This window comes from Xanthomonas sp. BRIP62418 (assembly GCF_003993495.1).
Taxonomy (GTDB): Bacteria; Pseudomonadota; Gammaproteobacteria; order Xanthomonadales; family Xanthomonadaceae; genus Xanthomonas; species Xanthomonas euroxanthea.
This window is the reverse complement of sequence record NZ_QEZG01000028.1, coordinates 242,824-255,457: the sequence shown is the minus strand read 5'-3', so window position 1 is coordinate 255,457 and position 12,634 is coordinate 242,824. Positions and strand designations below refer to the sequence as shown.

Sequence of the window (12,634 nt, the reverse complement as noted above, 5' to 3'; positions counted from 1 at the left end):
ACGAGGTTCCAGCTGCCCAAAACACCACTCCCGCCGGGCGGCGGGAGTGGGGTCATGCTTACAGGGCAGCGCGCTGCGCTCAGGCCGCCTTGCGGGCAGCCAGTTGACGCAGCACGTACTGCAGCAGGCCACCGTGCTTGAAGTACTCCACTTCCTTGGGCGTCAGCAGCAGCACCTTGACCTGGAACTGCTTGACGCTGCCGTCGGACTTCTTCGCATCCACCGTGGCACGACGGCTGGCGCCGTCCTGCAGGCCGGTGATGTCCAGCACTTCCGAACCATCCAGGCCCAGGGTCTGGGCGTTTTCGTTCTCCAGGAACTGCAGCGGCAGCACGCCCATGCCGACCAGGTTGGAGCGATGGATGCGTTCGAAGCTCTCGGCGATCACCGCCTTGACGCCGAGCAGGTTGGTGCCTTTGGCCGCCCAGTCGCGCGAGGAGCCGGTGCCGTATTCCTTGCCGGCCAGTACCACCAGCGGCACGCCGTCGGCCTTGTACTTCACTGCCGCATCGTAGATGGCCAGTTTTTCCGGCGCCGCGCCGTCCTTGCCGTAGTACAGGGTGTTGCCGCCTTCTTCGCCGCCGAACATCAGGTTCTTGATGCGGATGTTGGCGAAGGTGCCGCGCACCATCACGTCGTCGTTGCCGCGGCGGCTGCCGTAGCTGTTGAAGTCGGCCGGCTGCACGCCGCGCTCCTGCAGGAAGCGACCCGCCGGCGAATCCTTCTTGATGTTGCCGGCCGGCGAGATGTGGTCGGTGGTGATCGAGTCGCCGAACAGGCCCATGATGCGTGCGCCATGCACATCCTCGACATGGCCCACCTGCATGGTCATGCCGTCGAAGTAGGGCGGGTTCTTGATGTAGGTCGAGGCCGCGTCCCATTCGTACAGCGCACCATCCGGAGAAGCGATGGTGTTCCAGCGGCTGTCGCCCTTGAACACGTCGGCATAGTTCTGCTTGAACATCTCCGGGCCGACGGTGGCGGCGATGGTGTCGCCGATTTCCTTGTTGCTCGGCCAGATGTCGCGCAGATACACCGGCTGCCCGTCGCTACCGGTGCCCAGCGGGTCGGTGGTGAGGTTGATGTCGGTGGTACCGGCGATCGCATACGCCACCACCAGCGGCGGCGAGGCGAGGTAGTTCATCTTCACTTCGGGGTGCACGCGGCCTTCGAAATTGCGGTTGCCCGACAACACCGAAGACACCACCAGGTCGTCCTTGGCGATCGCCGCAGACACATCGTCCGGCAACGGGCCGGAGTTGCCGATACAGGTGGTGCAGCCGTAGCCGACCACGTAGAACCCGAGCTTTTCCAGATCGGCGAGCACGCCGGCCTTGCTCAGGTAATCGGTGACCACGCGCGAGCCCGGCCCGAGCGAGGTCTTCACCCACGGCTGCGCCTTCAGCCCCTTGGCCGCCGCGTTACGCGCGAGCAGGCCGGCACCCAGCATCACTGCCGGATTGGAGGTGTTGGTGCAGGAGGTGATCGCGGCGATCACCACCGAGCCGTCGCGCAGCTGCCAGCCGGCGCCGCTGTCGGTGGAACTCTCGGCTTGCGCGGCCTTGGCGCCGACCGCAGTGCCGCCGCCGCCTTCGTTCTTCAGGCGGTCTTCCTGCTTGACGTCGGTCAGGCGCTTGCTGCGCGCGTCCACGAACGGCTTGAGGCTCTCGCGGAAGTTGGACTGCATGTCTTCCAGCAGCACGCGGTCCTGCGGGCGCTTGGGGCCGGCCAGCGACGGCTTGACCTCGCCCATGTCCAGCTCCAGCGTGGCGCTGTACTGGGCCGGCGGGGTGTTGGCGTCGTGCCACAGGCCCTGCGCCTTGGCATAGGCTTCGACCAGGGCGATCTGCTCCTCGCTGCGGCCGGACAGGCGCAGATAGGTCAGCGATTCTTCGTCGACCGGGAAGATGCCGCAGGTGGCGCCGTATTCCGGTGCCATGTTGCCGATCGTGGCGCGATCGGCCAGCGGCAGGTGCTGCAGGCCTTCGCCGTAGAACTCGACGAACTTGCCGACCACGCCGGCCTTGCGCAGCATCTGGGTGACGGTGAGCACCAGATCGGTGGCGGTGGCGCCTTCGGGCAGCTTGCCGCTGAGCTTGAAGCCGACCACCTGCGGAATCAGCATGGACGAGGGCTGGCCCAGCATCGCGGCCTCGGCCTCGATACCGCCCACGCCCCAGCCCAGCACGCCGATGCCGTTGATCATGGTGGTGTGGCTGTCGGTGCCGAACACGGTGTCCGGGTAGGCGATCCGCGTTCCGTCCTTGTCCGCGCTCATCACCACGCGTGCCAGGTTTTCCAGGTTCACCTGGTGGACGATGCCGGTATTGGGCGGCACCACCTTGAAGTTCTCGAATGCCTTCTGGCCCCAGCGCAGGAAGCCGTAGCGCTCCTGGTTGCGCTGGAATTCGATCTTGCCGTTGAGGTCGAGCGCGTCAGCCGAGCCGAACACATCCACCTGCACCGAATGGTCGATGACCAGCTCGGAGGGAATCTGCGGGTTGATCTGGTCGGCCTTGCCGCCGAGCTTGACCACGGCATCGCGCATCGCGGCCAGGTCGACCACGCACGGCACGCCGGTGAAGTCCTGCAGCACCACGCGGGCCGGCATGAAGGCGATTTCGATATCGGGCTCTGCCTTGGGGTCCCACTTGGCGACCGCTTCGATGTGGTCCTTGCCGACGGTGACGCCGCCGTCCTCGTGCCGGAGCAGGTTCTCCAGCAGGATCTTCATCGAATAGGGCAGGTGGCCGATCTCGAAGCGCTCGCCCAGCTTGGGCAGGCTGTAGTACTCGTAGCGCTGGCCGTGGACCTCGAACGAGGTGCGGGTGGAAAAGGAATCGCTCATGCATCACTCCTATGGCAGCAGGCTTTAGGTCTGTTTGGGACAGTGTGACCAATTCAGTGTGTACGTTCGGTTGCAGCACAGGGTATGTGGCCTTGAGTACGACAAGTCAAGTATGTAAAATCACTGCATACTTTCTGCCGGGGCCACCTCCATGGAAGCCACAGTTGCCGAACGCGGGCAGATCACGCTGCCCAAGGCCGTGCGCGATGCCCTGGGCCTGACCAAGGGCACCACGCTCAAGATCGAGCTCGACGGCGGGCGCATCATCCTGCGCAAGGACGTCAGCGAGGCGCTGCGCAAGGTGCGCGGCAAGTTCAGGCTGGTCGACGGGCTGACCAGTACCGACGAGGCGATGCGCGCCATCCGTGGCCGCGCCCCCGGGGATCCGTTCGACCCATGATCGCCCTGGATTCCTCGGTGCTGCTCGACATCCTGGTCGGCGATGCGGTCTACGGCGAGGTGTCGGAGATCTGCATCGGCGATGCGCTGGCGCGCGACGAGGTGGTGGTCTGCGATGCGGTGGTGGCCGAGGTGCTGGCCATGCTCGACACCCAGGTCGACCTGATGGAAACCCTGGCCTCGATCGGCGTGCGTTACGAAGCCACCCAGGAAGCGGCGGCGGTGCGCGCCGGCCATATGAACAAGCGCTTCCGCGCGCGCGGCGGCAAGCGCGAGCGGGTGGTGGCCGATTTCCTGATCGGCGCCCACGCGATGCTCCAGTGCGACGGGTTGATCACCCGCGACGAGGGCTTTTTCCGCGACTACTTCAAGGGTTTGAAGATCGTTGTCCCCAAACCCGCACGCTGATCCACGTTTCGCGTTTACACATTCACTGTTGTCTTTCGGAGAATCCGCATGTTGGAAGCCTATCGCCACCACGTTGCAGAGCGCGCCGCGCTCGGTATCCCGCCGCTGCCGCTGACCGCGCAGCAGACCGCCGAGGTCATCGAGCTGCTGAAGGCTCCGCCGGCGGGCGAAGAACAATTCCTGGTCGAGCTGCTCAGCCAGCGCGTGCCGGCCGGTGTCGACGACGCCGCCAAGGTCAAGGCCTCGTACCTGGCCGCGGTGGCGTTCGGCACCGAAAAGACCGCGCTGATCAGCCCCACGCGTGCGACCGAGCTGCTCGGCACCATGCTGGGCGGCTACAACATCCAGCCGCTGATCGATCTGCTCGACAACCCCGAGCTGGGCGCCACCGCCGCTGAAGCGCTCAAGCACACCTTGCTGGTGTTCGACGCCTTCCACGACGTGCAGGAAAAGGCCGAAGCCGGTAACGCGCACGCCAAGGCCGTGCTGCAGAGCTGGGCCGAGGCCGAGTGGTTCACCAGCAAGCCGGAAGTGCCGCAAAGCATGACCGTCACCGTGTTCAAGGTACCCGGCGAGACCAACACCGACGACCTGTCGCCGGCCCCGGATGCGACCACGCGCCCGGACATCCCGCTGCACGCGCTGGCGATGCTGAAGAACGCCCGCGACGGCGCGGCCTTCGTGCCGGAAGAAGACGGCAAGCGTGGCCCGATCCAGGCCATCGCCGACCTCAAGGCCAAGGGCCATCTGGTCGCCTACGTGGGCGATGTGGTCGGTACCGGTTCCTCGCGCAAGTCGGCGACCAACTCGGTGCTGTGGTGGACCGGCGAGGACATTCCGTTCATCCCGAACAAGCGCTTCGGCGGCGTGTGCCTGGGCAGCAAGATCGCCCCGATCTTCTACAACACGATGGAAGACGCCGGTGCATTGCCGATCGAGCTGGACGTGTCGCAGATGGAGCACGGCGATGTGGTCGAGCTGCGTCCGTACGACGGCAAGGCACTGAAGAACGGCCAGGTGATCGCCGAGTTCGCGATGAAGTCCGACGTGCTGTTCGACGAAGTGCGCGCCGGCGGCCGCATTCCGCTGATCGTCGGCCGCGGCCTCACCGCCAAGGCACGCGAATTCCTGGGCCTGCCGGCCTCGGACCTGTTCCGCCTGCCGATGGACCCGCCGGACACCGGCAAGGGCTTCTCGCTGGCGCAGAAGATGGTCGGCCGCGCGTGTGGCTTGCCGGAAGGCCAGGGCATGCGCCCGGGTACCTATTGCGAGCCGAAGATGACCTCGGTGGGCTCGCAGGACACCACCGGCCCGATGACCCGCGACGAGCTCAAGGACCTGGCCTGCCTGGGCTTCTCGGCCGACCTGGTGATGCAGTCGTTCTGCCACACCGCCGCTTACCCGAAGCCGGTGGACGTCAAGACCCATCACACCTTGCCGGAGTTCATCTCCACCCGTGGCGGCGTGTCGCTGCGTCCGGGCGATGGCGTGATCCATAGCTGGCTGAACCGCATGCTGCTGCCCGACACGGTCGGCACCGGCGGCGACTCGCATACGCGTTTCCCGATCGGCATTTCGTTCCCGGCCGGTTCCGGCCTGGTGGCGTTCGCCGCTGCCACCGGCGTGATGCCGCTGGACATGCCCGAGAGCGTGCTGGTGCGCTTCAAGGGTGAAATGCAGCCGGGCGTGACCCTGCGCGATCTGGTCAACGCGATCCCGCTGTACGCAATCAAGGACGGCCTGCTGACCGTGGCCAAGCAGGGCAAGAAGAACATCTTCTCCGGCCGCATCCTGGAAATCGAAGGGCTGCCGAACCTGAAGGTGGAGCAGGCGTTCGAGCTGTCCGACGCCTCGGCCGAGCGCTCGGCGGCCGGTTGCACCGTGCACCTGGACAAGGCGCCGATCATCGAATACCTGACCAGCAACATCACGCTGCTGCGCTGGATGATTGCCGAAGGCTATGCCGATGCGCGCACGCTGGGCCGCCGCATCAAGAAGATGGAAGAGTGGCTGGCCGATCCGCAGCTGCTGCAGCCCGATGCCGACGCCGAATACGCGGCGGTGATCGAGATCGACCTGGCCGACATCCATGAGCCGATCGTGGCATGCCCGAACGACCCGGACGACGTCAAGACACTGTCCGACGTGGCCGGCGCGGCGATCGACGAGGTGTTCATCGGTTCGTGCATGACCAACATCGGTCACTTCCGTGCCGCCGCCAAGTTGCTGGAAGGCAAGCGCGACATCCCGACCCGCCTGTGGGTTGCGCCGCCGACCAAGATGGATGCCTCCGAGCTGACCAAGGAGGGCCATTACGGCACCTTCGGCGCGGCCGGTGCGCGTATGGAAATGCCGGGCTGCTCGCTGTGCATGGGCAACCAGGCACAGGCACGCGAGGGCGCCACGGTGTTCTCCACCTCCACGCGTAACTTCCCCAACCGTCTCGGCCGCAACACCAACGTGTACCTGGGTTCGGCGGAACTGGCCGCGATCTGCTCGCGTCTGGGTCGCATCCCGACCAAGGACGAGTACATGGCCGATGTGGGCGTGATCAAGACCAGTGGCGACCAGATCTACCGCTACATGAACTTCGATCAGATCCAGGAATATCAGGACGTGGCCGACACCGTCGCTGCCTGATCCAACGGTTTAATCACCCATTCGAGAACGCCCGGCAATGCCGGGCGTTTTTCGTTATTCGGGCGATGGCTTCGTCTTGTCCGCGCAATGCCGGAAGTTAAAGGCAATCGCAGTTAACTCACCTGCCGCATTGCAACAAAAATCTGAAGTCGGGAGGCCTAGAGTGGCGCCGCTTCCACTCGCTGTGATGATCTCCAATGCCTACTTGCACGATCGCTGGTCAAACGCTGCACTACGCACACTACGGTCACGGGTTTCCGGTTCTGCTCGGCCACAGTTATCTCTGGGATGCGGCCATGTGGGAGCCGCAGATCCAGGCGCTGTCGCAGCACTATCGGGTCATCGTCCCCGAGTTGTGGGGACACGGACAGTCGGCAGCATTGCCGGCAGGCACGCAGACGGTTGGCGATCTTGCCAGGCAGATGCTGCAATTGCTGGACGCGTTGGAGCTGCCGCAGTGCGCGGTGGTCGGCTTGTCGGTCGGTGGCATGTGGGCCGCCGAGCTGGCGCTGCTGGCACCGGAGCGCGTGCGCAGCCTGGTGTTGATGGATACCTTCCTGGGGGCCGAGCCGCAGGCCACGCAAACGCGTTATTTCGGGTTGCTCGATGCAATGGAAGCCGCGGGACAGGTGACGCCTGCGTTGATCGAGGCGATCGTGCCGATCTTTTTCCGTCCCGGCATCGATCTGAATTCCGCGCTGCCGGCTGCGTTTGCACAGCGCCTGGCGGCGCTGTCGGCCGAGCAGGTGCGCGCCTCCATCGTGCCGTTGGGCCGGCTGATCTTCGGGCGCGCCGATCGCCTGGAGGCGATGTCTGCGCTGAATCCGGCCAGCACCTTCCTGCTCGGCGGCGCAGACGATATTCCGCGGCCGCCGGAAGAGCTGTGGCTGATGGCCGAGGTGATCGGTTGCGACTACGAGCTGATTCCCGACGCCGGGCATATCGCATCGCTGGAGAATCCGGCGTTCGTCACCGCGCAGTTGCTGGGGTGGTTGAAGCGCACCGTGGCATCGGATTCGACGCGGATGGAAAGGCGCGCGCTTGAAGGCAGCGCTCAGGCACAGGCGCCGCTCTGACGGGTGTGCTGCTGATCTGGTGAATCAGAACGACACCATGCGTTGCTTGCAACCATGAGCACAGATCATCCGGACTGGTCCTTGCCCGCTCACCGTCGCGGGACTTTGAGCGGCATGGATGCCGCGCCAGAGCCTACAGGGACGTACTTGCGGCGCGTCCCGCGATGGTGGGCGGGCAAGGGCCCTGCGCAGAAGCAGCAGATCAGATGCTTTGCCTTCTAGCAGGTTGCTTCGACCTGCTGATGCGAGCGTAAAACGCTATGAGAACAGCCTGACAAACCACGACGTAGTGTCGTGAGCCGCTTCTAAGGCTGCGCACCCAACCAGGCTTCCAGTGCCGCCGCCGGCAATGGCCGCGAAAACAGATAGCCCTGCAGCACTTCGCAGCCGAGATCGGCGAGGAACAGGCGCTGTGCCTCGTTTTCCACGCCTTCGGCAACCACGTGCTTGCGCAGATGCTCGCCGATGCGCAGCACCGAGGTGGTGAGGGCGCGGGCGTCTTCGCTGTGTTCGATGTCGCGCACGAAGCTCATGTCCAGCTTGAGTTCGTCGATCGGCAGGCGGTGCAGGTGGCTCAGGCTGGAGTAGCCGGTGCCGAAGTCGTCCAGCGACAACGAGATACCGGCTTCGCGGATGGCATGCAGGTTCTCCAGCACGCCAGGCTGCCCGGACAGCATCACGCTCTCGGTCATTTCCAGCGTGAGGTCGGAGGGCTGAGCGCCCGTCTCGGCGATCAGGCGCAACAGGTCGCTGAGCATGCGCGGGCTTTCGAAGCTGCTCGCCGACAGATTCACCGACACGCGCGTCACCGGCACACCACGCGTGCGCCAATCGGCGATCTGCCGGCAGGCGCTGCGCAATACCCAATCGTTGAGCTGCGGCATCATGCCTTGCTCTTCGGCCACGGGCAGGAAACGCGCCGGCGAAATGGCGCCCAGTTGCGGATGATTCCAGCGCAACAACGCTTCCACGCCGTACAGTGCGTGCGGCGCGGCGCTGTGCAACTGCGGTTGATAGTGCAGCTGCAGCTGATCGCGGCCGATGGCCTGGCGCAGCTCCGCTTCCAGCGCAACGCGCTCCTGCGCCATGCGGTTCATGTCGGAACTGAAGAAGCGGAACCGTCCGCCGCCTTCCTGTTTGGCGCGGTTCATGGCCAGATCGGCATGCCGCAGCAGGATGTTGATGTCGCGCCCGTCCTCGGGAAACATCGCCACGCCAATGCTGGCGGACGGATGCACGGTCATGTGCCCGACCGGCAGTGGCCTGGCAATGGTGCCCAGCACCCGTTCTGCGGCGGCACTGGCCTGCTCGGCACTGCATTGCGGCAGCGCAAGTGCGAATTCGTCGCCTGCCAGGCGCGCCAGCATGGCGGTGGCGGGCAGCTGTTCGCCGATGCGCAGGGCGATGTCGCGCAACAGGCCGTCGCCGGCGGCATGGCCCTGGCTGTCGTTGATCAATTTGAAGCGGTCGATGTTGATGAACATCAACGTGGCCGGTTCGCCGGCATATTCGGCCTGCGTCAGGGCCTGCTCGGCGCGTGCGCTGAACATGATGCGGTTGGGCAGGCCGGTCAGTGCATCGTAGAACGCGAGTTGGTGCACGCGTTGGCGGGTCTGCTCGCGCTCCAGTGCCAGCGTGCAAAGCTGCTGGCACAGATCGGTGAGGCGTACGTGCCAGGCATCGGCCCGCTGGGCCTTGCGGTAGTACAGCGCGAAGGTCCCGAGCACGCGTGCGCTGTTGGAGCGGATCGGCGTGCTCCAGCAGGCGCGCAAGCCCATCGGCAACAATACTTCGCGAAATTGCGCGAACAGCGGGTCGGTGGCGATGTCTTCCACCATCACCGCACGGCCGCGCCAGGCGGCCGTGCCGCAGGCGCCTGCGCCCGGCGCGATCTTCAAGCCGTTGACCGCATCGGCATACTCCGGCGGCAGGCTGGGGGCCGCCAGCGAATGCAGGCAGCCTTGATTGTCCGCGCTCATGACCGTGGCCAGCACGTCCGGCGCGATGCGCTCGACCTCGGTGCAGATCAGCGTCATCACCTCGATCAGCGGCCGCTCCTGCACCAGCGCCTCGAGCACGCGGTGCTGCAGCACCTCATGCATCTTGGTGTCGGTGATGTCGGTCAGCACCGCCACGTAATGCGAGGGAAGATGCCTGGCGTCGTAGATCGGATTGAAGTTGAGCGAGATCCACAGCGGCGTGCCGTCCTTGCGGTACACCAGCAGGTCGGCCTGGGTCTGCTGCAGGGCGTCGGCGCGGTCGCGGATGCGTGCCACCTCGTCCTGGTCGCTTTGCGCGCGGGTGAGCACGTCCGAGGGACGCTTGCCGACCAGTTCGGCCTCGGTATAGCCGAACATGCGCTGGAAGCCGTCATTGGCATAGAGCAGGCGCGATTGCAGATCGCAGATCAGGATCGCACTGCTGCTGCCGTCCAGCGCTTCGGCCAGCAGGCGCGAGCGCGTGGCGTCGGGATGTTCGTCGGGCCTGGTCATGCCGGCGGTGATCGGGCCGGCCTTGATCGTCCCGGGCATGAGCGGGTGATCTGCTCGCGCATCCGCCGTCACCGGCGACGCGGCGTCCGCGACGCCGGGAGCCGCCGCCTGTTCGGTCGGGTGCGGGGGGCGGGACTTCATGCCGGATCAGCGCGCCTGCGCCGACAGCGCGATCAGGCGCTCGGCCACGCGGTCCAGCGGTACCACTTCCTGCGCGGCGCCGAGTTTATAGGCGGCACCGGGCATGCCCCAGACCACGCTGCTGGCTTCGTCCTGCACCAGCGTGGGCGCGCCGGCCTGCAGCATTTCCAGCAGGCCGCGTGCGCCGTCGTCGCCCATGCCGGTGAGGATGGCGCCGACCGCATTCGGGCCGGCGTTGGCAGCGACGGAGCGGAACAGCACGTCCACCGCCGGCTTGTGGCGATTGACCGGCGGGCCGTCGTCGATGCGGCAGCGCCAGCGCGCACCGTCGCGGATGATGCGCAGATGCTGGCCGCCGGGCGGCAGGTAGGCATGGCCGGGCAGGATCGCCTCGCCATCGCTGGCCTCGCGTACCGACATCGCCGAATGGCGATTGAGGCGCTCGGCGAAGGCGGTGCTGAAGCTGGCCGGCAGATGCTGGGTCATCACCACCGCCGGTGCATCGGCGGGCATGTGCTCGAGCACCACGCGCAGGGCTTCGGTGCCGCCTGCCGAAGCGCCAATGGCGATCAGGCGGTCGGTGGTGCGAAAGCGCAGCGCGCTGCCCGGCACCGGTGCCGACTGCATGTCCAGGGTGACCTTGGGCGCGCTGGGACGATTGAGCGCGCTGACCTTGGCCTTGGAGGCCATCTTGACCTTGCTGACGATCTCCTCGGCATAGCCTTCCAGCCCGCGTGCGACGTCGATCTTGGGCTTGGAGACGAAATCCACCGCACCCAGCGACAAGGCCTGCAAGGTGGTGTCGGCGCCACGCTCGGTCAGCGATGAGATCATCACCACCGGGGTGGGGCGCAGGCGCATGAGGTTTTCCAGGAACACCAGGCCGTCCATGCGCGGCATTTCCACATCCAGCGTGATCACGTCCGGATTGAGGCGTTTGATCTTTTCGCGCGCCAGGATCGGGTCGGCGGCCGAGCCGATCACCTCGATGCCGGCATCGCGCGAGAGGATTTCGGTCAGCATCTGGCGTACGACCGCCGAGTCGTCGACGATCAATACACGCACAGGGGTTTCCAGCGTCATTCGAACAACTCCACTCCACCGGTGACCGGTGCTTTGGACAGACGGGCGCGCACGGCCGATTCGGCGGCGGCGACTTCGGCTTCGTGTGCATGCGGCAAACGCTGCACGACCACGCGTCCGGTCGTCGGGAAGAACCACACCTTGCGCGGATGGATGCCGCACAGATCTTCGGCAATGATGGGAATGTGCTCGGCCTGCAGGTACTGGCGCACGAACTCGGCATTGCGGGTGCCGACCGGATTGCTGGTGAAGCCCTTGAGCACGTTGGCGCCACCGAACACCTTGGCTTCGATGCGTTTGCGATGCGCGCCGCGCTTGAGCATGTCGTTGATCAGCAACTCCATCGCATAACTGCCGTAGCGCGCGGGTGCGCCGTCACCGACCTGGCCTTCCGGCAACAGGAAGTGATTCATGCCGCCGATCTTCAGGACCGGGTCGCGCAGGCAGGCGGCAACGCACGATCCCAAGGTGGTCGTCAACGCGGTGTCGTCGTCCACCACCAGGTATTGGGTGGGCAGCAGTTTGGCGGTGATGGTCTGGAACCGCGAGTCGCGGTAGCGCATGACATCGTCGACCTGCACGGCGGTGCTCATGTGGCGGCTCCGGCGCGCGGCGCACGCCGATACAGCGTGCGCCCGCACGGCTGGATCAGGTCGGCTGCGTGCAGGTAATTCTCCGAGTGCCCGGTGTAGAGCAGACCGTCATCGCCCATGTGGCTGACCAGACGCGACAGGATGCCGCGCTGGGTCGGCTTGTCGAAATAGATCATCACGTTGCGACAGAACAGCGCCGCGTACGGGCCGCCGACGTCGTAACGCGGTGCCAGCAGATTCAGCTGGCGGTATTCGATGAGTTGGCGCAACGCCGGGATGACCCGGCACTTGCCCTCGTTGGGGCCGCTGCCGCGCTGGAAATACTTGCGCTTGATCGATGCGTCCAGCGAGGCGACGCGGTCGATGGCGTAGACGCCGCGCGAGGCGGTTTCCAGCACCTGGGTGTCGACGTCGGTGGCCACGATGCTGACCGGCGGGGTCAGGGTGCCGAAGGCTTCGCAGGCGGTGATGGCGATGGAGTAGGGCTCCTCACCGGTGGAGGCCGCGCACGACCAGATCTTCAAGGGCGCCTGCGAGGCACGCTTTTGCAGTTCTTCGCGCAATTTGTCGAAGTGGTGCGGCTCACGGAAGAACGAGGTCAGATTGGTGGTCAGCGCGTTGGTGAACGCCTGCCATTCCTCTTCGTCGGTGCCTGCTTCCAGCTGGTCCAGATAGTCGCGGAAGGAGCGCAGACCGAGCACGCGAAGACGACGCGACAGCCGGCCATACACCATGTCGCGCTTGGCCGGAGCCAGGGCGATGCCGACACGCTGATAGATCAGGTCGCAGACGCGCTTGAAATCGCGGTCGCCAAAATCAAATTCGCGTGTGTCTGAAGCGGGAGTCGAGGTGGTCGTCATATCCATAAGCGTCGTGAGCTATGACTGGATATCGGCCACGTGGTCATGCAACTGAAGCACTAATCGGTGTCTTGCGGGGGCAGGGTCGCATCTG

9 protein-coding genes are annotated in these 12,634 nt (G+C 65.5%); 4 read left to right on the top strand and 5 right to left on the bottom strand.

Going from position 1 to position 12,634, the window contains the following annotated elements; all coding sequences use genetic code 11:
- Positions 1-79 precede the first annotated feature (79 nt).
- Entirely contained in the window at positions 80-2,848 is a 2,769-nt protein-coding gene (gene acnA / locus EO174_RS06005) for an aconitate hydratase AcnA (protein ID WP_115677415.1), read from the bottom strand.
- Positions 2,849-2,999: 151 nt separating this feature from the next.
- Between acnA and EO174_RS06000 the strand changes: the two genes are divergently transcribed.
- The 4 genes from EO174_RS06000 to EO174_RS05985 all read left to right on the top strand — a co-directional run bounded on the left by EO174_RS06000 (position 3,000) and on the right by EO174_RS05985 (position 7,371).
- A complete protein-coding gene (locus EO174_RS06000) occupies positions 3,000-3,248 on the top strand; it encodes an AbrB/MazE/SpoVT family DNA-binding domain-containing protein (protein ID WP_104535509.1) in 249 nt (82 codons plus the stop codon).
- The gene (locus tag EO174_RS05995) at positions 3,245-3,655 is read left to right on the top strand and encodes a type II toxin-antitoxin system VapC family toxin (RefSeq protein WP_016903181.1); all 411 of its coding nucleotides are present in this window, start codon (positions 3,245-3,247) and stop codon (positions 3,653-3,655) included. The genes EO174_RS06000 and EO174_RS05995 overlap by 4 nt, the downstream gene beginning before the upstream one ends.
- Before the next feature lie 48 nt (positions 3,656-3,703).
- Positions 3,704-6,295: a bifunctional aconitate hydratase 2/2-methylisocitrate dehydratase gene (acnB, locus tag EO174_RS05990; RefSeq protein WP_104644554.1), complete on the top strand. Its 2,592-nt coding sequence runs from the start codon at positions 3,704-3,706 to the stop codon at positions 6,293-6,295.
- Positions 6,296-6,492: 197 nt separating this feature from the next.
- Positions 6,493-7,371 carry an alpha/beta fold hydrolase gene (locus EO174_RS05985; RefSeq protein ID WP_241239974.1) on the top strand — a complete coding sequence of 293 codons (879 nt, stop codon included), beginning with the start codon at positions 6,493-6,495 and terminating at the stop codon, positions 7,369-7,371.
- 305 nt (positions 7,372-7,676) lie between these two features.
- Here EO174_RS05985 and EO174_RS05980 read toward each other — a convergent pair whose 3' ends face one another.
- From EO174_RS05980 to EO174_RS05965, 4 genes are all read right to left on the bottom strand, one after another.
- Entirely contained in the window at positions 7,677-9,902 is a 2,226-nt protein-coding gene (locus EO174_RS05980) for an EAL domain-containing protein (RefSeq protein WP_164740896.1), read from the bottom strand.
- A 108-nt stretch (positions 9,903-10,010) separates the two neighbouring features.
- On the bottom strand, positions 10,011-11,087 hold the full coding sequence (locus EO174_RS05975; protein WP_047125438.1) for a chemotaxis response regulator protein-glutamate methylesterase: 1,077 nt from the start codon (positions 11,085-11,087) through the stop codon (positions 10,011-10,013).
- Complete coding sequence (cheD, locus tag EO174_RS05970; protein WP_024937701.1) at positions 11,084-11,680, bottom strand: chemoreceptor glutamine deamidase CheD; 597 nt, start codon at positions 11,678-11,680, stop codon at positions 11,084-11,086. The genes EO174_RS05975 and cheD overlap by 4 nt, the downstream gene beginning before the upstream one ends.
- On the bottom strand, positions 11,677-12,546 hold the full coding sequence (locus EO174_RS05965) for a CheR family methyltransferase (RefSeq protein ID WP_104537492.1): 870 nt from the start codon (positions 12,544-12,546) through the stop codon (positions 11,677-11,679). The genes cheD and EO174_RS05965 overlap by 4 nt, the downstream gene beginning before the upstream one ends.
- Positions 12,547-12,634 lie beyond the last annotated feature (88 nt).